At 32.5% G+C, this 23,436-nt stretch carries 27 protein-coding genes; 17 read left to right on the top strand and 10 right to left on the bottom strand.

Features of this window, described 5'->3' with window-relative positions; all coding sequences use genetic code 11:
- The first annotated feature begins 370 nt into the window (after nucleotides 1–370).
- The 6 genes from ABDH49_06315 (at nucleotide 371) to ABDH49_06290 (ending at nucleotide 4,348) form a co-directional block, all read left to right on the top strand.
- Entirely contained in the window at nucleotides 371–1,210 is an 840-nt protein-coding gene (locus ABDH49_06315; protein MEN3046576.1) for a hypothetical protein, read from the top strand.
- A 787-nt stretch (nucleotides 1,211–1,997) separates the two neighbouring features.
- Nucleotides 1,998–2,651, top strand: coding sequence for a SagB/ThcOx family dehydrogenase (locus ABDH49_06310; GenBank protein ID MEN3046575.1), 654 nt, complete (start codon nucleotides 1,998–2,000; stop codon nucleotides 2,649–2,651).
- The gene (locus tag ABDH49_06305) at nucleotides 2,648–2,914 is read left to right on the top strand and encodes a hypothetical protein (protein ID MEN3046574.1); all 267 of its coding nucleotides are present in this window, start codon (nucleotides 2,648–2,650) and stop codon (nucleotides 2,912–2,914) included. The genes ABDH49_06310 and ABDH49_06305 overlap by 4 nt, the downstream gene beginning before the upstream one ends.
- 2 nt (nucleotides 2,915–2,916) lie before the next feature.
- The gene (locus tag ABDH49_06300) at nucleotides 2,917–3,060 is read left to right on the top strand and encodes a hypothetical protein (GenBank protein ID MEN3046573.1); all 144 of its coding nucleotides are present in this window, start codon (nucleotides 2,917–2,919) and stop codon (nucleotides 3,058–3,060) included.
- The gene (locus ABDH49_06295) at nucleotides 3,053–3,295 is read left to right on the top strand and encodes a hypothetical protein (GenBank protein ID MEN3046572.1); all 243 of its coding nucleotides are present in this window, start codon (nucleotides 3,053–3,055) and stop codon (nucleotides 3,293–3,295) included. Before ABDH49_06300 ends, ABDH49_06295 begins: the two co-directional genes overlap by 8 nt.
- Before the next feature lie 594 nt (nucleotides 3,296–3,889).
- Nucleotides 3,890–4,348: a hypothetical protein gene (locus ABDH49_06290; GenBank protein ID MEN3046571.1), complete on the top strand. Its 459-nt coding sequence runs from the start codon at nucleotides 3,890–3,892 to the stop codon at nucleotides 4,346–4,348.
- A gap of 68 nt (nucleotides 4,349–4,416) precedes the next feature.
- Here ABDH49_06290 and ABDH49_06285 read toward each other — a convergent pair whose 3' ends face one another.
- The 10 genes from ABDH49_06285 to rpsQ all read right to left on the bottom strand — a co-directional run bounded on the left by ABDH49_06285 (nucleotide 4,417) and on the right by rpsQ (nucleotide 10,715).
- Nucleotides 4,417–6,024, bottom strand: coding sequence for a methyl-accepting chemotaxis protein (locus tag ABDH49_06285; protein ID MEN3046570.1), 1,608 nt, complete (start codon nucleotides 6,022–6,024; stop codon nucleotides 4,417–4,419).
- 326 nt (nucleotides 6,025–6,350) lie between these two features.
- Nucleotides 6,351–7,598 carry an FIST N-terminal domain-containing protein gene (locus tag ABDH49_06280; protein MEN3046569.1) on the bottom strand — a complete coding sequence of 416 codons (1,248 nt, stop codon included), beginning with the start codon at nucleotides 7,596–7,598 and terminating at the stop codon, nucleotides 6,351–6,353.
- A gap of 82 nt (nucleotides 7,599–7,680) precedes the next feature.
- Nucleotides 7,681–8,058 (bottom strand): 50S ribosomal protein L18, encoded by a 378-nt coding sequence (gene rplR / locus ABDH49_06275; protein ID MEN3046568.1) that lies wholly within the window; start codon nucleotides 8,056–8,058, stop codon nucleotides 7,681–7,683.
- Nucleotides 8,058–8,609: a 50S ribosomal protein L6 gene (rplF, locus tag ABDH49_06270; protein MEN3046567.1), complete on the bottom strand. Its 552-nt coding sequence runs from the start codon at nucleotides 8,607–8,609 to the stop codon at nucleotides 8,058–8,060. Before rplF ends, rplR begins: the two co-directional genes overlap by 1 nt.
- Before the next feature lies 1 nt (nucleotide 8,610).
- Complete coding sequence (gene rpsH, locus ABDH49_06265; protein MEN3046566.1) at nucleotides 8,611–9,006, bottom strand: 30S ribosomal protein S8; 396 nt, start codon at nucleotides 9,004–9,006, stop codon at nucleotides 8,611–8,613.
- 3 nt (nucleotides 9,007–9,009) lie between these two features.
- Nucleotides 9,010–9,198: a type Z 30S ribosomal protein S14 gene (locus ABDH49_06260; GenBank protein ID MEN3046565.1), complete on the bottom strand. Its 189-nt coding sequence runs from the start codon at nucleotides 9,196–9,198 to the stop codon at nucleotides 9,010–9,012.
- Complete coding sequence (gene rplE / locus ABDH49_06255; protein ID MEN3046564.1) at nucleotides 9,182–9,751, bottom strand: 50S ribosomal protein L5; 570 nt, start codon at nucleotides 9,749–9,751, stop codon at nucleotides 9,182–9,184. The genes ABDH49_06260 and rplE overlap by 17 nt, the downstream gene beginning before the upstream one ends.
- Before the next feature lie 2 nt (nucleotides 9,752–9,753).
- On the bottom strand, nucleotides 9,754–10,074 hold the full coding sequence (gene rplX / locus ABDH49_06250) for a 50S ribosomal protein L24 (GenBank protein MEN3046563.1): 321 nt from the start codon (nucleotides 10,072–10,074) through the stop codon (nucleotides 9,754–9,756).
- The gene (gene rplN, locus ABDH49_06245) at nucleotides 10,075–10,443 is read right to left on the bottom strand and encodes a 50S ribosomal protein L14 (GenBank protein ID MEN3046562.1); all 369 of its coding nucleotides are present in this window, start codon (nucleotides 10,441–10,443) and stop codon (nucleotides 10,075–10,077) included.
- A complete protein-coding gene (gene rpsQ, locus ABDH49_06240; GenBank protein ID MEN3046561.1) occupies nucleotides 10,440–10,715 on the bottom strand; it encodes a 30S ribosomal protein S17 in 276 nt (91 codons plus the stop codon). Before rpsQ ends, rplN begins: the two co-directional genes overlap by 4 nt.
- A gap of 143 nt (nucleotides 10,716–10,858) precedes the next feature.
- On the opposite strand from rpsQ, the gene ABDH49_06235 reads away from it, so the two are divergent.
- The 11 genes from ABDH49_06235 to cpaB all read left to right on the top strand — a co-directional run bounded on the left by ABDH49_06235 (nucleotide 10,859) and on the right by cpaB (nucleotide 23,378).
- Complete coding sequence (locus tag ABDH49_06235) at nucleotides 10,859–11,332, top strand: MFS transporter (protein MEN3046560.1); 474 nt, start codon at nucleotides 10,859–10,861, stop codon at nucleotides 11,330–11,332.
- A gap of 295 nt (nucleotides 11,333–11,627) precedes the next feature.
- On the top strand, nucleotides 11,628–11,906 hold the full coding sequence (locus tag ABDH49_06230; GenBank protein ID MEN3046559.1) for a hypothetical protein: 279 nt from the start codon (nucleotides 11,628–11,630) through the stop codon (nucleotides 11,904–11,906).
- Nucleotides 11,907–12,046: 140 nt separating this feature from the next.
- A complete protein-coding gene (locus ABDH49_06225; GenBank protein ID MEN3046558.1) occupies nucleotides 12,047–12,424 on the top strand; it encodes a hypothetical protein in 378 nt (125 codons plus the stop codon).
- Nucleotides 12,421–13,719 carry a pilus assembly protein N-terminal domain-containing protein gene (locus ABDH49_06220; protein MEN3046557.1) on the top strand — a complete coding sequence of 433 codons (1,299 nt, stop codon included), beginning with the start codon at nucleotides 12,421–12,423 and terminating at the stop codon, nucleotides 13,717–13,719. The genes ABDH49_06225 and ABDH49_06220 overlap by 4 nt, the downstream gene beginning before the upstream one ends.
- 13 nt (nucleotides 13,720–13,732) lie before the next feature.
- Complete coding sequence (locus ABDH49_06215; protein ID MEN3046556.1) at nucleotides 13,733–15,910, top strand: ATPase, T2SS/T4P/T4SS family; 2,178 nt, start codon at nucleotides 13,733–13,735, stop codon at nucleotides 15,908–15,910.
- A complete protein-coding gene (locus ABDH49_06210; protein ID MEN3046555.1) occupies nucleotides 15,904–16,740 on the top strand; it encodes a type II secretion system F family protein in 837 nt (278 codons plus the stop codon). Before ABDH49_06215 ends, ABDH49_06210 begins: the two co-directional genes overlap by 7 nt.
- The gene (locus tag ABDH49_06205) at nucleotides 16,737–17,636 is read left to right on the top strand and encodes a type II secretion system F family protein (GenBank protein MEN3046554.1); all 900 of its coding nucleotides are present in this window, start codon (nucleotides 16,737–16,739) and stop codon (nucleotides 17,634–17,636) included. The genes ABDH49_06210 and ABDH49_06205 overlap by 4 nt, the downstream gene beginning before the upstream one ends.
- A gap of 1 nt (nucleotide 17,637) precedes the next feature.
- The gene (locus ABDH49_06200) at nucleotides 17,638–18,411 is read left to right on the top strand and encodes a tetratricopeptide repeat protein (GenBank protein MEN3046553.1); all 774 of its coding nucleotides are present in this window, start codon (nucleotides 17,638–17,640) and stop codon (nucleotides 18,409–18,411) included.
- The gene (locus ABDH49_06195; GenBank protein ID MEN3046552.1) at nucleotides 18,408–19,691 is read left to right on the top strand and encodes a hypothetical protein; all 1,284 of its coding nucleotides are present in this window, start codon (nucleotides 18,408–18,410) and stop codon (nucleotides 19,689–19,691) included. Before ABDH49_06200 ends, ABDH49_06195 begins: the two co-directional genes overlap by 4 nt.
- Nucleotides 19,691–22,258 carry a hypothetical protein gene (locus ABDH49_06190; protein MEN3046551.1) on the top strand — a complete coding sequence of 856 codons (2,568 nt, stop codon included), beginning with the start codon at nucleotides 19,691–19,693 and terminating at the stop codon, nucleotides 22,256–22,258. Before ABDH49_06195 ends, ABDH49_06190 begins: the two co-directional genes overlap by 1 nt.
- Before the next feature lie 4 nt (nucleotides 22,259–22,262).
- On the top strand, nucleotides 22,263–23,378 hold the full coding sequence (cpaB, locus tag ABDH49_06185) for a Flp pilus assembly protein CpaB (protein ID MEN3046550.1): 1,116 nt from the start codon (nucleotides 22,263–22,265) through the stop codon (nucleotides 23,376–23,378).
- The last annotated feature ends 58 nt before the right edge of the window (nucleotides 23,379–23,436 follow it).

The raw sequence follows: 23,436 nt of genomic DNA, 5'->3' as shown, positions 1-23,436 counted from the left end.
ATAATAAAGATTTCAAGTTTTTTTTCAAAATTTGAGTTAGTTCATACAGAAATCTTATCAAGATGATTAGAAAGAAAGAAGTCTATAAGAAAGACTTAAAAGGATAAATTAAAATAGTGGCTGACTTCCCTAGCCTGTGTAGATCTTGAGGATAGAATTTGCCAGACCAGGCTTGTATCAGGGTTAAAAAGTGTAACACAAGGTGATCTTTTGAAGTTTGAACGAGGCCTTCTACGGGGACATTGTTTTAATAATCCCTTAACTTACAAAAATTCTTCAAAAACAAGGGATTTAAAAATTGATCACTTATATCTGAAAGGTAGAACCTACCTTTTAAATACGACGTCAAAATATAAAAAGGAGGTATAAAATGAAAAAAGCGACGGTTCTGTTGATAGGACTTATAATAATTACGGGTTGTAAAAGGGGAAGGTATGCTGATAGATATACGGATAAAGAGGCAATAGTTGAGTTAATAAGATCAAGTTCTATCTTTAACCAAAGGGCACCAGCAGGTAACGATTCAGCACGACTTCTCTTAAAAGGTAGCGTGAACCCTCTTTTTTGGGGTAGAGAAATAAAAAATATACCCTCTCCTGATATTGAAATTTACATAATAGGCGATTCTGCCTATGTTGATTATACGGGCTACGATGAAGGAATCCTTCATTTATGGGCATGGGTTCCTGATTCTCAAAAAGTAAAACATTACAAAAGGGACTTTTCAGATATCTTCTATATAAAGGGAACTTTTAAAAGATTAGGTGATGTAAATGATCCTCATAGAGGATGGAAACTATGGAGTGTAACAGGGATTCGTGCTTTATCAAGAAATGTGAGTCCTGACTTTTCAATTGACTCAATGGAGGTAAGGCTGGGAAATAAGGCTTTTAAAGTAAAGGATCCCTTAACTTTTAGAAAAATTTCGGAAATTGATACTGTGACAAAATATGATACAGTTGGAATAAAGGTTTATGTGAATAAAGATGTTAACTATCCTTATCTTCATGTTTTAGGACCGAATAATAAACACTACAGATTATTTATGAAAGAGATTCTACCCGGAGTCTATGAGAAAAGTGTTTGTGACTCCTCTGATGTAAAGGGTTTTCACTTTATAGTTGTTGATATTCTTGGAGATGAAACCCTTGGAGAAGAGGAGGGAGTCTACAAGACAGAACTTTGGTTTTATTTGTATTATAAAAAATAATTACATCAGTTACATTTTTAAGGCCTTAAGGATAACGATGATTGAAAAGATTAAACTAACGAAGTATCAGAAAGAATTGAAATAGTAGACATTATAAAAGGAGAGCATATCTCTTTTGGGTCTTTTTATTTGAGAAGATCTTTTATTCTTTTCTTGATGATTATTTTTCATGTGGTGCCTATATAAGACCTATAGAAGTTTAATTTTCACTTCTATAATTTTTCCTACAATTATACTTTTTTTATTTTAGCTAGTGCATCTGGAGTTGAGATGGCAAAAATTTATAATTCGGAAAGAAGCTTAAGAAACCTACGAGCAAATATTCCCTTAAGATTTTAAATGTTTCGACACTTGATCTATTCTCTTTACTTATTTGACGTATAACTTAGTTGTACCCTTGCCCTGTTTTTCTTATATCTCCTTTAGTCTATTAATATGCAAAACTTTATTTTACGGATAAAAAGAAAACTCTTTAGTAAAGTTAATCCGTCTTTTACAATAATCATATCACTTTTTATCTTTAACTTTCAATCATATTCAGCAACTTATCATAAAGCCATAAGTTCACTTCTTAAATGATTTTTTCCTTGAAGTCTTGGGTAAGCTCTTTTTTTCTTCTGCTTTTAGATTTTATTGAGATAAATTGACTTATTTTTTATTTTTGATTTATATTATAAAATCAAAGCTTAAAATGGGTTATCTAATTTTCTTTTTTTTAATATTTCAGATTGGAGAAAAATTCCATAATGAGACAAAACTTGACCCTTTAAAAGCTCTCGTTTCTGTTATGAAGATTGAAAAGCCTCCTCCCCAATTTAAAACTTATCCAGATAAGCCAAAAATTAAGCTTCCAGCACCAACTTTTAAGGGAATGATATTAGAAGAGGCTATTAAAAAGAGAAGATCTGTAAGAGAATATTCTGATAAACCTTTAACTTTAGATGAAGTTTCGCAGATCCTCTTTGCAGCCCAGGGGATAACAGGTGAGCTTGCGGGCGTTTATTTAAGAACTGTTCCATCAGCAGGTGCGCTTTATCCAATCGAAATTTATCTGATTGTTCAAAATGTAGAGGGACTTAAAAAGGGTATATATCACTATAATGTAAGGGAACATTCCCTTGAGTTTATTAAAGAGGGTGATTTTAAAAATGAAATATTTAAGGCAGGACTTTTTCAAGAAATGTTCTTATCTGCTCCCCTGACTTTAATTTACACTGCTATTTTTAAAAGAACGACTTATAAGTATGATGATAGGGGATATAGATATGTTTATATGGAGGCAGGGCATGTGGCTCAAAATGTATCTTTACAGTGTGTGTCTCTTGGACTTTCCTCTTGTGTAATAGGTGCCTTTTTTGATAGTATGGTTGATAAGTTAATAGGAGTTGATGGAAAGGAGGAGACAAGTATTTATATACAGACAGTTGGAAGACCTAAGTGATACTAAATTTAATTTTATTATTTCTTTTTCCAATAACTGTTTTTTCTGGAATTATAGCAGCGAAACTCGGGATTCATAGATTTATATTTCATAAATATTCTGCCTACGTTTTTTTCCTTCTTGTTACATGGCACATTTTAAGAAAATTTAAGGTGATGAATATCTACTTTAAAAAAAGAAAATTTTTCTTGCCGATTTTTTATTTTTTGATGGTCTTTTATTTTTTTGTTTTAGTTTTTTCTATATTAGACTTTATAATTTAATCGTGAGAAAAATAATCTTAGTTTACTTTTTGATATCGTTAAATGATAGAATTTTTGCGCAAAGGGAAGTTCCCTTTACTCTCGAAGATAGGGATAGAATTATAAGGATTGAAACATCATTAAAAGAGTTTAAAGAGAGTGTTTAAAAAAAGATTTGAGTTAATTAAGAAAAGATTTGAACAGGTTGATAAGAGGTTTGAGCAGATTGAGAAAAGATTCGAGCAGATTGAAAAAAGATTTGATCAAATCATCCATCTTATGATAGGGATAGTTGCCACTTTTGCAGGAATTGTTGCTGTAACGATAGGGTTTGCTATATGGGATAGAAGAGCTGCACTTTTACCTTATCTTAAAAAAAGAGTATTCGAAGAAAAATTCTGAACTCGCTGAAATACTTAAAAATTTTGGACTTTAATATATTTTTAGAGCTCAAACATTAGATATCTCACATTATTTCTCCACATAGCCAACTAAATTTGCTTTTTTATCTCAAAGCCTAAGCCCGTTTTTGAAAATTAAGTTTAAATCCATAACTTCTTAATAATTACAGTCGATTCATCACTTTTTATTCCAAAAAGTATCACCGATACTTGATCCTAAGCAGGAACAATTTATTATTTAATTTAAGTCACATCCTTTACCACTTGATTTATCTTTTTACTCAAAGTGTAAAGACAATCAAACATCAGATGTGAAGCGAAAAAAGCAATTTCATTAATTGAAAGGGACACCTGGATTAATTGAGTAGTGATAAGAGATTTAAAATAAGCAATAATGATTTTTTGTTCGATTTTAAAACCTTTGACATCTAATGTTACAATTTGTAATGAAATTAAGAAAGTGGGAAAAGGCGCTCCTGGAAATAGAAGATTTACTTGCAGAAACAAAGAAGGAAAAGAAACTGAGACATAACTTACCTTTTGTCCGTGCAAGCGATATAGGCACACAGTGCTACTTTAAGAACAAAGGGTGGAATTGAGATATAAAATTGGAAAAATTGAAACAGAGGAGATGATAATAGGGGATCTGGTACATCAAAAGGTTATTGAAAAAGGCAAGATGATTTCTATTAAAGATGCTATTAGAAAAATTAAAACTTCAAGAGTCTGCACGCTTTCCAATTTTCCCCTTCTTACTAAAATTGAAGAAATCCCTGTTATGGGAATAATAGATCAAATTATATTTAAAAACGGAAAGCCATTTATTATAGCTGATTTAAGAACAACTAGAACCAAATCTTTGTATGTAGGAAAAGATAAATTTGTACAACTGCGAATGTACGGTATTTGCTTAGAACACATGAATTTTGATTGTTCAAATCTGAAATTACTAATCGGGGTTCAAAAATTAAATAATTTTTCTCCTCTTTTTGGCCCAGTTGATTATGTATTGGATATTATTCATTTGGAAATGGGCAAAAGACTAATGGCCTAATAAAATTGTTGCTCCCTCATACTTTTATTGATCTTGCTATCTCCTACAAAGCGTGGGTTAAATAACTATTAATCAATTTTAAATCCGATTAAAGTTGATTTTAGATTTTCGCTTATATGTGCAAGTTCAGATGCGGAAGAGGAAATTTCTTCTAAAGAGGCAAGCTGTTCTTGCATACTTGCTGCAATTTCTTGACTTGATTTCTGCGCCTCTTCCACTAACTCACCTACTTTGTCCATAAAATGAGCTAACTTTTCAATCTCTTCTCTTTCTAAAGAAGTATAATTTAATATTCTTTGAACCTTTTGCATTGTCTCTTCCTTTTGATCAGCTATTAACTTTAATTGGTTAGCTGCTTTTAGCAAAACCTCTTTGGCACTTTCTATTATTTTTTGGTTCTCTGTCAAGTTCTTTGAAAATTCCTCAAGTAAAGATTTTATATTTTCTACAATGTCTTGGATTCTCGCTGAGTATAAAGATGAGTCTCTTGCAAGTTTTCTTATCTCTTCTGCAATTATTGAAAAACCCTTTGCCTGAGTAGGTGCTCTTGCTGCCTCAATAGAAGCATTCAAAGATAATAAATTGGTTCTTCTCATAAATGTCGTTATAGTATTTGAAATTTCTAAAATATCTCTTAAAGAAACTATTAAATTTTCTACACTTTGTCTGAGTTTATTTGTGACATTTGTTACTTTATCGAGTTCTTCTTTTATGCTTTCTGAAATTTTTTTGCCCTCAAGGGCAAGACTATAGGCATAATTTTCAATACTCTGCATATCTTTAGATTCTCTTTCTGTGTTGAGTGCAATATTTAAGAGTTCTTTAACTGATTTTGATGCTTCCTTAACACCTTTAGCAACATTAGTTGATAAATTTGCCAATTTTTGAGTTGTTTCGGTTACTGTGTTTGAAGTAGCAGTTAGTTCTTCTATAGCGCTTGAGATATTTTCCGAAAATTCACTTATTTTGAACGCACCTGATCTTGTGATTTTTATTCTTTTTGAGAGACTTTCAACAAATTCATTAAAGGAGTCTGCTATTTCTCTAAATTCTGTATCTTCTTTTAGTTCGATTCTCCTTGTTAAGTCTGCTTCACCCTTTGCTATCTCTATTAAACCCTTTTTTATTCCTTCAACTCTTACAAAGAAAATATTCGTTACAAAGATTGAGAAAATAAAGCCAAAAATGATGATTATAACACCGAGAACAAAAGATAAAATAAGGGCTCTATTTTGATATTGTCTTTCCCTTTCAGTACTTATATAAATATTCAATTTGCCAATAATTTCTGGTTCAAGAACGCTTTCCCTAGAGGCAAAAATTGGGTAATGAACAAATTTTCCTTTTTCTTTTCCGAATTTTGGACCTAAAATTTTTAAAAGCTCTCTATCAGAAGGATCTGTAACAGTAATTGATAATATTGAGGGATCGTTTGAGATAATGTTTTCAATTAATGAGGAGAGAATCGTGGCATCTTCTGTGTAAATAAATATTTCAACTTCTTTTAAAAGGGCACTTCTTATAACTTCTGCAGTTTTTCTAGTGTTGTCTTTTATTAAATAATTAGTATCTCTTATATAAAAGATTGACCAAATTGTTATAACTAAAATGAAAGAAAGAGATATCGTTAGGATAATTTTACCTTTCAGACCCTTTAAATTCAATAAAATTTTCATAGGTTTATTATTATCTATTTGTTTAAGTAAAGTCAATTTTTAGGAAGCACCTAAATATGAAGAAAAAATTCGTGAAGCAGTCTCAGTAGTAACGGGTATTAAAAAGAGAAGAAGTTGAAGATCTTGGATTAAGAACAATAAGCTATGTCTTAAACTGATGTGTAGGCATATTTGTATGAGATGTGAAAGATTATAAATATGCTATTTTTAGAGAACTTGCAACTATTGGAGATTTTAATAGGAGAAGTCTTTAAATGGATTTATTCAGTTAAGCACAGAATGGGACTTGAACCCGCCACTATGGCTGAGAAAAGCTTTAAATAAATTTATTCCCTAACCAACACCATAGAACTCACAAGGTTTCCGTGTATATTTCCGACAGCTGGTAAAAATCCTTGCTCACCAAATGTGAAAGTTCCTAAAAAGGGTGCATTTCCTACAACAGACTTTACAAGATCCACCATCTTAGGTCTTTCTTTTTCTGGAATTGCAAGCATTGTTCCTGCACAATATGTAAATATTCCAAACTCTATTTCTTTCGGTGAGGTAAAGTCTCCTCTTATATAGGCAACCCTTGGAGTTGTAGCAGCCCGTCTTAAAAGTATCTCCCAATCTCCCTCAAACAATGTAAGTTCCTCTCCCTCATTTATTTCTGTAAATACAGTTAATGATTTCTCAGGTAAATTTATGCTTAACGGATGAATCGATATAAAGTAAACCTCACCCCTTGGTCCCTTTACAATTTTTGCTAATGGATGAAAGGTAGTTCTTTCTAACACATTTCCACCTGTTTGTAATACGTCATCCAACTTGCCACCCAACCAAAAGTTATAAACTTCTGCTGCAGGTTTATTATCAATAGTATATATTGTTCTTCCCTTTGCTGAAGTTACCTTTCCTTGTGCAATACCAGTTTTATATCCTGCTTCAAATGCCCATCCAATCTTTTTATCTGTATATATACAGGCAAGTGAAACTCCATTTTTAAGTACCCCTACATCTGTGAATTGTGCCCACTTACCCGTTATATCATTATCAGCTGAAGAGCCACCAATAATTGGAATAGTTTTACCGATGACACTTTCTATACCACGAATTATATCCTCCTCTTTTCCTGGGGCAGCTGTGATAAATACAAGACTTGGTTGTCCCCTCTCTTTAGTAGCCATGGATATTGCGGTTTTACCAGCTTCAAAAGCATCCATCTTATCAAGATCAGCATATCCAGTGGTAAATTTTATCTTTTCTGATTTTATTGCCATCATAGCGATTGCACCGTGTTTAGAAGTGTGAAATCCGTCAGGTGTCATAACAGCACTACAAGATGTGCCGCCATATATCTTTGCCTTTTTAATCTTTTTTCTTATTTCAGAATAGACCTTTTCGGGACCATAATCCACTGTGGAAAAAACAAAGAGAAATTCAATTTCATCAAGCTTCATTTTCGTGCTGATCATTTTGGTTGCTTCCTCTACTGCTTTTTTCACATCAGGATTTACACTCCATCCGTACCCCACTGTGCCAGCCATTACTATTGAAAAGCATAGGAAGCTTAACAGCATTATTTTTTTCATATTTTCCCCCCCTTTTTATTGTTTTATTATAATTCCTATCATCTTGAAATGACAAATATTTTGACAACTTGCGGTTAGTTTTCTAAAACTCAAGTCCGCCTTCTCTTGCTCCCTCTGCAACAGCCTTTACTCTACCATGATACTTATAACCTGCCCTGTCAAAGACAACCTTTTTAATGGAAAGCTTCTTTGCTCTCTCTGCTATTAGTTTTCCGACTAAAAAGGCTTTTTGAACTTTTCCCTTTATGGTTTTTAAACTCTCTCTAATTTCAGGTGATAATGTTGATGCACCTGTTAGAACTTTACAAGGGCCAACCGGTGGATCAACAATTATCTGAGCATAGGTATGTTTTCTTGACTTAAAAACACATAACCTTGGCCGCTCTGGAGTTCCAATTACCTTTTTTCTTATCCTTTTATGCCTTCTTTTTCTTTTTAGAATTTTTTCCTTTACATCCATTATTTTGCTACCCCTGCCTTTCCAGGCTTTAATTTAATTACCTCATCAGCATACCTTATTCCCTTTCCTTTATATGGATCTGGTTCCCTTATTCTCCTTATCTCTGCAGCAACTCTACCTACTTCCTCTTTATTTATTCCAAAAAGTATAATTTTAAAGTTTGCTCCCTCCTTTTTAACCTCCACCTTAATAGTTTCGGGAACAATATACTTTTTTGGTTCTGCATAACCTACGTCTAAAATCAGTTCCCTTCCCTTTAGATCTGCCTTATATCCAGCACCTACAACAAGTAACTCCTTTGTATAACCCTCTGTAACCCCCTTCACCATATTATTTATAATCGCCCTTGTAGTCCCATGTATCGCCTTTGAGAACTTATCATCGTTTTTTCTTTTTACCCTTATTTCTTTATCTTTTATTTCAACCTCAACATTCTCGTGTATTTTAAACGAGAGTTCGCCCTTAGGTCCCTTTACCTTAATCACATCATTTTCTAACTTTACAGTGACACCCTCTGGTATTAAAATTGGTTTTTTCCCTATTTTACTCATATCACCAAACCTCACATAAAACTTCACCACCAACTTTTAATCTTCTTGCCTCTCTATCAGTTAATAAACCCTTGGAGGTTGATAAAATAGCAATACCTATGCCGTTATTAACCCAGGGGATTTTATCCTTTGTTACATAAATTCTTCTCCCTGGCTTTGAGACCCTTTTAACATCAGTTATGAGCGGGTTACCCTCTTCGTCATACTTTAAATAAATCACGAGCTCTTTTTTAACCCCCTCTCCCTTTACTTCGTAACTCTTTATAAACCCCTCATTTTTCAGGATCTCAGCAATTTTTACAAGGAGCTTTGAATGTAAAGTAACAACCTTTTCTTTTTTTCTTAAAGCAGCATTTTTGATTCTTATGAGAGTATCACCAATTGGATCGTTTACCATATTTTACCAGCTTGCCTTTTTAACACCAGGAATTAAACCTTGTAGCGCTAATTCTCTAAAGCAAATTCTACATATTCCAAATCTTCGAAGGTATCCCCTTGGTCTGCCACAAATCTTACAACGATTTCTGTATCTTACTTTAAATTTAGGCTCATACATGAGCCATCTCATAAATTTAGCCTTTCTTGCCACCTTTTACCTCCTTTTTTCTTTCAAAAGGGAAACCTAACTCCTCTAAAAGTCTTAAAGCTTCATAATCAGTATTAGCAGTTGTTACAATTGCTATATCCATTCCAAAGTTTATCTTAACTTTGTCTATATCAACCTCTGGAAAGACTATAAATTCTTCCAGTCCAAAATTATAGTTACCCCTGCCATCGAACGAATTGCGTTTTAAACCCCTAAAATCTCTCACCCTTGGCAAGGCAAAAGAAATCATCCTATCAATAAATTCATATGCTCTCTTTCCCCTTAACGTAACTTTCACACCTATTGGCATACCCTTCCTCAGCTTAAAAGCGGCAACGTGTTTTTTGGCTTTCCTTACTACTGGCCATTGCCCAGTTATATTAGCTATTTCCTTCTGAACTATCTCAATTAACTTCGGGTCATTTACGGCCTCCCCATATCCCACATTTACTACAACTTTTTCTATCCTTGGGACTTGAAAAACGTTTTTATACTTAAACTCTTTCATTAACTTAGGTACAACATTCTTTTTATAATGTTCAAGTAACCTAGCCATTTTTAACCCTTATCAATTGTTTCCTTACACTTTTTACAAAATCTTACTTTCTTTTCACCTTCAAATCTAAATCCAACTCTTGTTTTTTTCCCACAACTTGGGCAGATGAGAGCAAGATTTGAAAGATGAACAGGGGCAGGCATCTCCACTATACCATGAGGTCTGTCTGCACTTACAAATCTTCTGTGTCTTTTAACTATGTTTACTCCTTCAACTATAGCCCTTTCTTTTTCGGGTATAACTTTTATAACTTTTCCAATTTTTCCTTTATCGTCTCCTGCAATAACAATCACCTGGTCGCCTTTTTTAATTTTTCTTGCCATTTACCAAACTTCTGGAGCAAGAGAGACAATCTTCATAAATCTCTTTTCTCTGAGCTCCCTTGCTACAGGACCGAAAACTCTTGTTCCCTTTGGCTCACCGTTTGGGTCAATTATCACACCTGCGTTATCGTCGAATCTTATCGTAGATCCGTCTTTTCTGTTTACTTCTTTCTTTGTTCTTACTATCACTACAAAGACTTTTTCACCTTCCTTTATCTGAGAACCTGTTCCTACTTTTTTGACTGTAGCCTTACATACATCACCAACAGTTCCATACTTTCTTGCGCTTCCACCTAAAACTCTTATAACCATGACTTCAAGGACTCCGGTATTATCGGTTATTTTGAGTCTTGACTGTTGTTGTATCATTTTTCCTCTTTTTCTCTAAATTCAGGTGATCTTTCTATTATTTCCACAACTCTCCATCTTTTAAGTTTAGAAAGGGGTCTTGTTTCCACTATTTTTACTTTATCACCCACTCTGCATTCGTTTTTTTCGTCATGAGCGTAGAACTTCTTCCTCTTTTTAATTTCCTTTTTGTATAGGGGGTGTCTAACACGCCTTTCAATTAGTACCACGACGGTTTTATCCATTTTATCTGAGACGACAATACCAATTCGTTCTTTTCTTTTTGTTTTCATTCTGAAGATAAATTATAAGTTTTTATTTTTTGGAATTCAAGTACCTCAAATTATAAATAACATTTTTTCCAAATTTCAAATTGAGTAAGTTTTTTTTAACCTCGTTTTTTTGATTACACAACAATTGATGTTTAAACTTTAAGATGTTTAATTTCAAAGGGGATGCAGTTTTATTTTTAAGTGGTAGTTTTCTTTTAGGACTTGGATTTTCTGGATTTGGACTTTTGTTCAATCTGTATCTAAAAGAAGTCGGGTTTTCAGAGAGTAAAATCGGTTTTATTTTGGCGCTTATGAGTTATGTAGCGGTTATTATGATGTTTCCTGCAGCTTTTATCGTTAGAAAAATTAATGTTAAACCGATAATTATTGTAAGTGTTATTTTTTCCTGTTTTGGCTATCTAATTTCGGCAGTTACTAATATTTATTTTCATATCATTTTGGGTGTAGTAATGACTGGGATTTTTTCCTCGTTTCTTCCTGTATTAAGTGGACCGCTTATGATGCAGATGAGTACAGAACCTATAAGGATGCATCTTTTTAGTACAGGTTTTACTATTTCACTTGCCTCGGGAATTTTGGGTAATATCTTAGCTGGAAATTTACCCCTATTTTTTTAAAAAGAGGTATTTCTATAATCTCTGGATTTAGGATCACCTTAATACTACATGTCTTAATTTCTCTTTTTCTATAGTTCCCTTTATTTTAAATAAAAGAAAGAAAAATCGTTAATGAAAGGGACTTAAAAATCTTTGATTTAAGGACTTCAAAGACTCTTATGTTAAAGCTTTCTATACCTCAAACTCTTGTTGGTCTTGGGGCAGGACTCACTGTTCTTTTTTAAACCTTTATTTTAGAGATAGATTTTTACTTAATTCCTCGCAGATAGGGTTTCTTTTTTCGATCTCTCAAATTATGACCATAGTTGGAACATTGAGTGCTCCATTTTTTGCAAGGATTTTTGGAAAAATAAAAACTGTTATAATTTTTCAAATGCTTTCGGTTCCCTTTTTATTTATTTTAAGTGTAACTTATAATTTACCGCTTGTGACGAATTTTTCACTTGAGGTTGTTAATGAGAATGATAGAGCTTTTGTTTCGGGAATTTTAAATATAACATGGTTTTTTGCATGGGGAATAAGTGCAAGCATAAGCGGAAAAATAATAGAAACACAGGTATACTTTATACCTTAATAAAAAGTTGAGAACAAGGTGATAAGTTGTAACAAATAGAAACTAAACACAAGCTCCTCAAAAGTACCTCATCTAACTGTTTGATTTTTTTTTCATTTTTTGTGATAATAAAAAAATATTTCAAAGAGGGTGTAAATGCTATGAAGTGGTTTAAATTATATTTTCTTATAGGAATAGTGGGGAACTGTTTTTATTATTCCCCAGAGGCTGACCCCTACAGGCTAGAAATACCTTATGTGGAAGGTTTTTCAGAACCATCTGTTCAAAGAGTTGAAATAACTATTGAAGTCTTTGATCAAGCTACAATGCAAACTATACCTGATGTTAAACTTTTTATATTAGGTACACCCCTTCCCCCATATACATTAAAGGAGGGTAAAAATCAAATAATTATTCCGGCAGGAAGATATAGATTCAAGTTTTCCGCAAAGAATTATAAGGATTTAATTAAAGAGATAGCTGTTTTTCAGAATAGTTCTTTTAATTTTTATCTTGAAAAAGAAGAGGTGAAGGAATGATTTTAAAGTTTTTTCTTTTATCTTATCTTGTCTTATATGAGGGCTACTCAAAACTTTTCAAATTTGTTCGCCCTGTGAAAAGCGTTGCTGTGGGAAATCCTGAAATTCTAGGTATGAGACTAATTTCTGATAGAGAAGTTTTACTTAATGCTCTCAAAGAGGGAGTAACAAACTTAATCATATTCACTGATAAAGGAACACAAGAGATTGAGTGTGTAATTAAAAAAAGAACAGCCCTACAATTTCATAAACCAAAGGTAATACGTATTGATGTTTGGGTTCTTGAGTTAGAAAGAAGTAAAAAATCAGATTATGGATTTGAGTGGTTAAAACAACTTGGTTTTGAAGAGGGTAAAATACCCGAAACTTTCCCTCTTGATGTAGGTCCCATAAAAAGAGTAACTAATTTGACAAGTACTCTAAATTTTCTTGAAGAAAAGGGGGCTTTAAAAATCTTATCACATCCAACTTTAGTGGTTTTAGAAGATAAGACTTCAGAGTTTTTAAGTGGAGGAGAAATACCTGTAATAATACCCCAAGCCTTAGGAGCAGCAACTGTTGAATGGAAAGAATACGGAGTTAAATTAAAGATAACAGCAAAACTTGATGATTTTGGTTATATAATTTTAAATCTTGAGCCAGAAATTTCAGATCTTGACTATGCCCATGCAGTTGTCCTTCAAGATTTTGTTGTTCCTGCAATAAGAAAAAGTAACGTAAAAGTTGAAGTTAAACTTTTACCTGGAGAAAGTCTACTTTTAGGTGGTTTGAGAAAAAAGACTATGCAAGAATTTAGATCCTCTATACCTTTACTTGGCAAAATTCCTATATTGGGAAAACTTTTATTTACAAGAATTAAAAATGAGAATTTAATAAAAGACGTTATCTTTATTGTAACACCTGAAGTTTTGCCTTATGAGAGAGGAGCAGCTCGAATTAATATCTATAAGGGATTGAAGACTCTAGAGTTTTATATTCCCACAAAAGTTTTTAACGGAACTACCTATTTTGAGTTATCCGAAATTTTTGAGAGGGAGCTTTCTATAAGTTATACCTGGGTAGAGAAAGAGAAATTAGCTGAAATAAGATTTGGAAAGAAAAAGTCTTTCTTGTCAGTAGAAAAATCAACTCTTGAAATAGATGGTGTAGCTTTCCCTATTAAACCAGAAATAAAAGTCCAGGATGGTATTCTTTATGTTCCCTTTTCATTCTTTGAAATAATAGGTCTTAGTGGTTTTTGGGATCCTTATACAAGCGATTTCTATGTTCTTGAGACTTTAAAAGAGACACAGTAAAATATATATAAATATGAAGAAATTTGCTTTCATTGGCACTAAAGGTGGAGTTGGAACTACAACAATTTCATCTCTTATTTCCTATGAGATTTCTCAAAAAAAGAAAAGTGTTTTACTTATTGAGGCTGAAAATCACGGTGATTTACCTTACATCTTTGGTTTTGAGACAAGAAAAACTTTTAAAGAGGCTCTCGATTTCTTTAAAAAAGAGAAAAAGTTTAAGGGAGAGTTTATTTATAGTTACTCTTCTTACCCAACAAAGTTCCATATGTTTTTTTCAAAAACTGGTGAGTTATGGGATAGAGAGTATGAATTGATTAGTCCATTTTTAAAAAAAATTGAAACTGACTATGATTTTGTTTTCTTTGATTGTGGACATAGTTTGGATGAAAAGACCCTAAATATACTTGATATTGCTGATCTTATTTTTGTAATAATGAAAAATGACTTTTTATCAATTGCTCAGTCAAAAAATTTAAGAGAAATTTTCAGACTAAGGTATTATCCTCCTCAAAAGATTGAATATTTAATAAACTTTTTCAATGAGAGCGGAATTTCTCTTGAAGAGATAGAGAAAATAATGGAAAGAGAAGTTCTTTTTGTTTTACCTGAAGATGAGTCAATTGTTTCGCTTGGTGAGTTAGGATTTGATACAGGAAAGGAAAAAATTAATCAGGCTTTTAAAGATAAATTAAGGGAAGTTTCTAACTATATCTTAGGAGAAATAAAAAGAGAGGATTTTCTTGAGAAAAGAAAGGAGACTAAAAGAGACTTTCTAAGTGGAATCTTTAGAAGGAAGAAAAAGGAAGAAAAGGAGGAGAAAAGAGAAATTGTTGAGGAAAAAAAGAAAGAGGAAGTGCATTACGAAGCTCCAGAAGCATTAATTTTGGGGGAAGTTCCATTAGAGATTAAGAAGTTAATACATGCACATATTATTAGAGAGATGACCCTCTCAGGTGAACTAACTGCAACATATGAAAGCTCTTACTCTAAACAGGAAATAAGGAAGAAAGTTGAAAAATTAATTATAGAAAAGCTCGATGAACTTAACGTTCCATTACCTTCACAAGAAGTTAGAAGAAAGTTTGTTGAGGATATGATAAAGGAGATTCTTGGCCTTGGTCCTCTTGAGGATCTTTTAGCTGATCCAAATATAACCGAAATAATGGTTAATTCATATGATAATATATATATTGAAAAGGGTGGAAAGATTTATAAAACAGATAGGAGTTTTTTAAATGAAACACAGCTTAGGATTGTAATAGAAAGAATTGTAACTCCTATAGGAAGAAGAGTTGATGAGGCATCACCACTTTGTGATGCAAGACTTCCTGATGGTTCAAGAGTAAATATTACTCTTCCTCCTGTTTCTATCGATAGTCCAACAATAACAATAAGGAAGTTTAGAAAGGAACCTTTTACATACAAGGATCTAATTAATTTTGGATCTATAACAGAATTTATGATAGAATTTTTGAAAGCTTGTGTTTTTGTTAAAAAGAACATAGTAGTAGCTGGTGGAACTGGGTCAGGTAAGACAACCCTTTTAAATGTACTTTCTTCTTTTATTCCTGATGATGAAAGAATAGTGACAATTGAAGATACTGCAGAACTGAGATTACAGCAGCCTCATGTGGTGCGTCTTGAAGCAAGACCACCCAATATAGAAGGTAAAGGTGAAATCACAATAAGGGATCTTGTGAGAAATGCCCTCAGAATGAGACCTGATAGGATAATAGTAGGAGAGTGTAGAGGAGGTGAGGCTCTTGATATGTTACAGGCTATGAATACAGGACACGAGGGTTCTTTAACAACAGTTCACGCAAATTCTCCACGAGATACTCTTTATAGACTTGAAACGATGGTTTTAATGGCTGGTACTGAACTTCCAGTTTCTGCTATAAGGAGCTATATTGCCTCAGCTATAGATTTTATTGTTTTCGTTGAAAGAATGAGAGATGGAAAAAGGAGGGTTACAAAGATCTCTGAAATTACAGGTTTAGAAGGGGATGTTATTACAATGCAGGATATCTTCATTTTTAAACAAAAGGGTGTAAATGAAAAAGGTGAAATAATAGGAACTTTTATGGGAACAGGTATAAGACCAAAAGTTCATGAAGAATTTGAAATTAAGGGTGTAAAGATTGATAAAAATATATATTATATAGGTAGAGAAGAGACAGAATGGTGAATTTAATTTTAATTATTCTTCTAGTTGTTGGAGCTGTTTACATTTTTGTAATATTCTTAGAAGAATTTTTTATTTTGTATTTGAAGAGTATACAGAAAAAACTTGATCCAGCAGATTTTCCTGTTAAAAACTTTATTTTACTTGAGCTAAGACTTATATTTGCCTTTTCGATTGTAACCTATCTTTTTCTTGGGAAAACCCTTGCAACAAAACTTTTTGTTATTTTTCTATTTACTATTTTAGTTATAATTTTCTTCCCTCAATATGCTTATACTATAAGAAATAGGTGGATAGAAAAGTTTAACGACCAACTTGAAGAGGGTATGAGATTAATTGTGAGTGGTTTAAAGGCTGGACTTGGTTTTAACCACTGCTTTAGAATAGTTGTTCAGCAGATGCCACCACCTATGCAAACAGAATTTAAAAGAGTACTAGATGAAATATCTTTAGGTCTTACTTTAGAGGAAGCACTTCGTCATCTTGAAGATAGGATTCCTTCAAGAGAACTTAAAATATTTACAAGCGCAGTAATTTTGCAGCGAAGAACTGGAGGGTCCCTTGTCGATGTCTTATCAGGTATAGCTGAGACAATAAAGGCAAGAAGGAGATTAAAAAGAAGAATTGATACTCTCACAGCCGAAGGAAGACTCTCTGCTACTGTGTTAACCTTATTGCCACTTTTTCTTTTGATACTTCTTAGAATAACACAACCAGAGTTATTTGCTCCCATGCTAGAAGAGCCTCTCGGTATTTTTATGCTATTTATTGCTGCTTTACTTGACATAATAGCAGCTCTTTGGATTAGAAAGATAGTAACTATAGAGATATGATTCTTCTAATATTTATAATTAGTTTTATTGCAGTTTATTTTCTTGTTCTCTCTTTTATACCATCTCCTGAGGAGTTAGCTTTATCATCAAGGTTAGAGAGATTAAGAAGAAGAAGAGTTAGGATAGAATTTGCATCTAAAATTATTGCCTTTTTTGCTCCTATTGCAGAAGCGATTGTCAAAATTTTAAAAAAATACTTACCTGAAGATTATATAAAGGCTCTTGAGATGAAAATGGAGATGGCGGGCGAAAGGGGTAAACCTGTTGAAGCTGTTCTTATGGAGAAACTTATAAGTGGATTTGTTTTTTTCTTTCTATCTATTATACTGTTGAGCATAATTTTTAATCCTCCCTTTTCTTTTACTTTTGTTTTATCTATTGTAATCTTCTTTGTTGGATTTTTCTTTAAGGATTTTAGTTTAAATCAAGAGATAAAAAAAAGACATTACCTTATACAAAAAGATTTAGGAGATGCTTTAGACCAGCTAAATACAGCAGTTCAAGCTGGCCTTGGTTTTAATGCTGCTTTTCAATACGTTACAGAAGCAATGCATCCTTGTCCCCTTAAAGAAGAGTTTGCTTTGATGTTATCAGAATTAAGATTAGGTAAAAAAAGAACTGAAGCTTTAAGAGCCCTTGCTGAAAGGACTCAGCATCCTGATTTAACCCTTGTAGCAATAACAATTGCACATGGAGAAGAACTTGGGGCACCTATAACGCAAACTTTAGCATCCTTAGCTGAGGAAGTAAGAAGAAAAAGATGGGATCAGGCTGAGGAAAGGGCTGCTAAGACTCCTGTTTACATAGTTATTCCAACTATTTTATTAATTTTACCAACAATATTTATAATTATTTTTGGTCCCTTTATTTTATATTATTTATACGGAGGTATGTAAGATGAGAACTTTTATTTTTTTAATAACCCTATCTCAGAGTCCTGAGGAAAGGGCTGATATTTATGTAAAACTTGCAGATTATAAGAATGCTGTTATAGAATACTCTGATCTTTTACATAAAAAACCTGATGATAAAAAAATTATAGAAAAATTGATGCTAAGTGCTAGTAAGTATGTTGACATAAGATCAATCAAAATTGAATATCAAAATTTTGAAAAGGCCTTACAAAAGTACGTAACAGGAGAACTTGATTCAGCTTTAATAATATCAAAAGAGCTTTTTAAGGAGTATTATTTTCATCCAAAAATATCGAACTTCTATCAACAATGCGTATGGACAGTAGATACTTTAAGAAGACTTCACTCTCAACTTCTTGAGGCTGATAAAACAAAGGATTATTTAAAGGCTCACAGAATTTCTATTGAAATGAAAAATGTCTACCCCTTTTACCCTGGAATTGATGAAAAGATTAATAACTACTTTGCTAAGATACCCAAGGTTGAGGAAAAAAGACCTGTGACTGAAAAAAGAGAAATTGTAAGACGTGTAGTTGAAAAGGAGGTAGAAGTTGAGAAGCCTTCAAAGGTAGAAGAGACCGTTGATATACAAGCTAAAGTTCAGGATCTATATAAAAGAGGTGTCACTCTGTACAGTGAAGGTAAATTAGAAGCAGCAAGAGATGTATTTAGAGAAATCCTTAGAATTGATCCTCAAAATACAAAAGTGAGAAGGAATCTTGCAGTTATAGAGGAAAGATTGAGAGGGAGGAGATGATGGAAAGAAGAAGTTATATTATTACTGGCCTTTTAATTTCTATTTTTTTACTTGCTACTTTGCTTTATTTTTTTGTAAGGTGGATACTTTCTGAAACAAACAGGTGGCTTATAGCAGATGCTGAAAATTTTTCAAATGCTATTTTCACTAGCTTAACTGAAAGTATAAAGATTCCATGGGAAACTGGAGATGATATCAGTTTAAATTCTATTATTTATAGTATTAAAAAAGAAAATAGGGAAATAAACGAGATATCAATAATTGATAGGGATTTTACCATAATTGCTCATACTAACCCAGAAAATATCTTAAATAAATTTGTGTTGCCAGAAGAGGCTCCCTTCAACTTAAGGAGTTTAGGACTTACGATTAAAAACGATAAAGTTTTTATTTTTAAACCAAGTTTTAGCACATTGGGTGATACGTTAGGCTACATTTATGTTACTTTAAGTCCTCGTTCTTTAAAGGAGGGCAGAGATTCTTTAAGAAGGATTTTGTTTCTTTTTGTTGTAGCTCTCTCTGCTTTATTTTTATTTTTCTCTGCCGTTTTTTTATTTTTATCAACACCAGAACAGAGAAAAAAGTTAATTTTTGAGCCAAATTATAAAGACTTTCTTTCTTCAAATATTCCAGAGTCCGGAGGATATAGACCAGAAAATTGGCTCTTATATTCCTTTTTTGAAAAAGGCGAAATTCCTAATATTTTTTATAGAGTTTTCAGGGTATCTCCCGAAAGGTGGGGAATTTTAAGTTTTCAAGTAATAAGTGGTGGTTATACTTGGTCTTTACTTTTTCCCTTTATAAATTCCTATCTTGACAAGTTTCTTTTTACTGAGGAAGATCCCTTTGTAATAATTAAGGGATTACACGATGAATTTTCTAAAATAATGTTAAACGATGGAATTGTGGAAGGTTCTCTTTTATTTTTCGATGAGAGAAAGAAAAAGATAAGTGGCGCCTCCTTTGGTGATCACATACTATTTGTAAAAAGAAATAACCAGCTTCTGCCTGTTTTTGAACCAGCAAAGTTTTACGACTTCTCAAATAAAAAATCTGAAGTTAAATATTTTGAAACAGATTTTCAAGATCTTTTTGTTTTAATAACTGGAAATTTTTATAGATGGCAAAAGTATAATGAGTTAATGTCTAAGATGAATGAGGTAAAAAATGAAGATGATATAAAATTAATGATTGAAAATTTGAGATTTCTTTATAGTGATAGTAAAATTAAGGAAGGTATTTTAGTTTTATTTTTGAATAAGATAAAGGAGGAGGAATAATGCTTTTGATTTTTATATTATCACAGACACTTTCAACACTTGTAGGGGGAGATTATATAAAGTCTTTTCATTCAGGGGAGTATATTTATGCTGTTTCGCAAAGGGGAATAGCAGTTATAAATGTCTCAGATCCATCCGATCCTTATACCGAGTTTGATATACCAACGAAAGGTATTTCGCTAGACCTTGCCGTATCAGGTAATAACCTCTATATACTTGATTCTCAAGAAGGAGTAATTATTTATTCAATTAAAGAGAGAGAGAAAAAAAACGTAATTAGGGTACAAAATGCCACTTCACTTATATCGATTCCTCCTTATATTTACATTGGAACAAACGATGGGTTTGTTGAAGTTTATGAAATAGATAGATATGATTTAAAAAGTAAAGGTAAAATAAAACTAAAGGGACCTTTAAGTACAATAAAAATTGCACCTCAAGGGTTAACTGCACTTTTATATGATTCTATTTTGGTTCAAATAAAGTTTTTAAAAGGTGGAAGCATTACTGTAGGAGATGAGTTTATTTTTCCTTCAAAGATTAATAGTTTTTTAATTGTTGATACTTTTGTTTTATTCGGCAAAAAGGAAGGTGGCTTTTTCCTAGGGAAATTTTCAAAACCCTTTATTGAGACTATAAGTGAAGTTATCCCTAATTTCGTTATAACCGGTTTACAAATTTTTGGTTCACAGGTTTTTGTTGGCACCGAAGATGGAAGACTCTATTTATTAAGTTTCCCCGAACTTTCAACTTTGGCGTCAGCTCAACTTGTGGGTCAGATAAATGATTTTGTTGCTCTTGGAAATATCTTAATAGCTCTGGTTGGGAGAGCAGGGATTTCTGTTTTAAAACTACCAGAATTAGAGGAAATTAAAACATTAGGTGGTTTTGGCTCATTAATTTCTGCGAATATACTTACTAAAGAAATACTATATATCCTTGATCCACTTTTAGGCATAAGGTTTATTTCCTTCTTTTCACCTCAAGATCCACAGAAAGAAGATGAAGCAGAGCTCTTTGGAACTTTTGTTAAGATTTTTAAATTTAAGGATTTGGTAATTGCAGGTATAAGAGAAGGAAGTATTTGGATTTTAAGTGCTGAGAAGATAAGGGAAATAAAGGGATTTTTACCTGTTGATGGTTTGATAAATGACCTTGTATCTATTGATAACAGAATTTTTGTAGCCACTAATAAAGGGATAATTGGTTTTGAATACATAAAAAATAAATTAGAGAAAGTTTTTGAAATAAAAACAGATGTAAATGTTTTCGGATTAATTCAACTTGAGAAAAAATTTGTTGCCTTAATGGAAAATGGTGTTTTTGTCTATGATTATGATGGAAAAATTGTTGAGCATAAGATGGATGTTGTACCTTACCTATACGCACTGAGGGCAAAAGAAGTTTTTCTCTATGATTTAAAGGGAAGAATTTATAAATTTGAGGAGACGCTTCAAAAACTTACATTTTTATTTTCTGTAAAACCTCCTATTACTGATTTAGCTGTTGGTAGAAATGAAATTTATATCGTTGATGGAACAAATAGAGTTAGAGTTTATTCAATTTCTGGAAAAAGTTTAAAGTTTGACTTTGAGTTGCCAGAGCCTGTATATCGTCTAAAGATGAAATATCCTTATCTTTTCATTTTTGGAGAGTCAGATAGAATTTTTATTTACAATGTAAGTAAAGATATACCAGAATTATCAAATAGCATTAGAACAAAAAGAAAGATAAACTCTTTAGATTTTTCTGAATCTGGTATTTTTGTTGGGGAAGAAAAGTTAATTGAAACTTATAGATTTTATAGATTCGAGACACCAACAGAAATTTCATACTTTTTAACCTATGGTGAACTCTATAGAGCTTTACCCATAAAAAACGAAAATGTTATTTACATAGCAGCAGGTTCGTCTGGTTTAATAGGACTTGATGTGTCAAATATCTATTCACCTGAAATTACTTTTCAGCATACACCACTTTCAGGATCAACTTATGATGTTGTCTTATCACAAAGATTTTTGATAACGGCAAATTTAGAGGGTGGTATAGAAGTTTTTGAACTTCTCACCTTTAAAAAGCCCAAACTTTTTACCCGAATAAAGGGAGACGTACTTTCAATTGAAGTTATAAACAATAACTTTTTAGTTTCTGGAGATAGAATGGGTGTTATTAAAATTTACGACATGAGAGGTGGTGTTTTCTCTCAAATTTCAGAATTTTCTGAGTTTAACTTCCCTATTTTAGATCTTGAATCATCAGGAAATTACCTCTATGCTTCTTTTGGTGATGAAGGAATAGGAATAATTGATCTATCTGTTCCACACTTTCCGAGATTAAAGAAAATCATAAAACCAAAATTCCCAGTTTTTAGGATGAAAATATTAGGAGAAAGAGTTTTTGCTATTTGTGGTGCCTATGGTGTAATTGAATATAAATTAAAGGAAGATGGAGATTTAATTTATCTGAATCATATAGATACACCTGGTAATGCTCAAGATGTGAATGAAATGGATGGTTATTATTTAATTTCAGATACTTATGGATTAGAAATATATAAAGGGAGGTAAAGAGATGAGACCAAATATTAGAAGACTTTTAATAGCCTTTTCTTTGGCAGGTATAGCTGCCCTTTTACTTGTAAGCTATATCCAAGATATTGAAAGAAAAACCTTAATGAAGGGTGCACCAGAAAAAATTCTGGTAGCTAGTAAAGATATAAGTGCAAGAACAATAATAACTGAGGATCTTGTCGAATATAGAGAAATTCCAAAACCCTTTATAGAACCACTTGCTGTTTCAAATATAGAAGAGATTATAGGTATGGTAGCAATAACAGACATAAGAAAAGGTGAACAGATAACAAAAAACCTGCTTATACCTACACAAACTTGGACTGTTCTTTCCTCTTTTGTACCCGAAGGGTATAGAGCTTTAACAATCCATGTTGATGAAGTTTCAGGGGTCGGCGGATTAATTTTACCTGGAGATGAAGTAGATGTAGTGGCAACTTTCTCAATTGAAGATTTAAGAAGATATGTACCTGAGGAGGAACTTCAGAGATATTTAAGAAGTCCACAGCTATATAGAGTAAGAGGTCCCTATGCTACTTTTGCAACCATTACATATAAGGGTATGAGAGTTCTTGCAGTTGGAAGATCTCTGCTTGCACTCCCTCCCACTGTTACAGAAAAGAAGGGTTTTATGGGTATGCCTGAAGTTACAGAAACAGAAAGAGTCACCTCAGTTACACTTGCTGTTCCAAAGGAGCTTGTAAAAGAACTTTCCTTACTTGAGAAAATCTCTGATATTAAGTTAGTGTTAAGATCTATAAGAGAAATAAAACTTCCAGGAGAGGATACGATTATAGAAAAACCACTAACAGTTTTTGATATACTTGAAAAATATAACCCAAGACCTAAGCCTAAAAAAACTATAAAAGTTCCCCCTAAAGAACCATCTCCTGAGTTCTCCTATATAAATATTTATAAAAGAACTGAATTGGAACAGGTGAAATTAAAGGGTAGTGAAGTTGTAGAACAAAAGCCATGGGGTGAAGCTGAAACAGAAAGGAGCCCACAAAGGTTGATGGAAACATTTGTAAGTAGTTATATGAAGGGATTTGAAAGTCTTTTAAAATCAGGAAGAATAAATATTCCAGGTAATGTACCCTGTGATACCTGTTACTAATCTTTTACTTTAACTTTCTGAGAAAAATATTAATTTTTCGTTACTTTAATTTTTATAA

The sequence above is a fragment of the Candidatus Hydrothermales bacterium genome, assembly GCA_039630235.1.
Lineage (GTDB): Bacteria > Hydrothermota > Hydrothermia > Hydrothermales > JAJRUZ01 > JBCNVI01.
The sequence above is the reverse complement of the archived record's forward strand: the minus strand, read 5'-3'. Positions and strand labels throughout refer to the sequence as shown.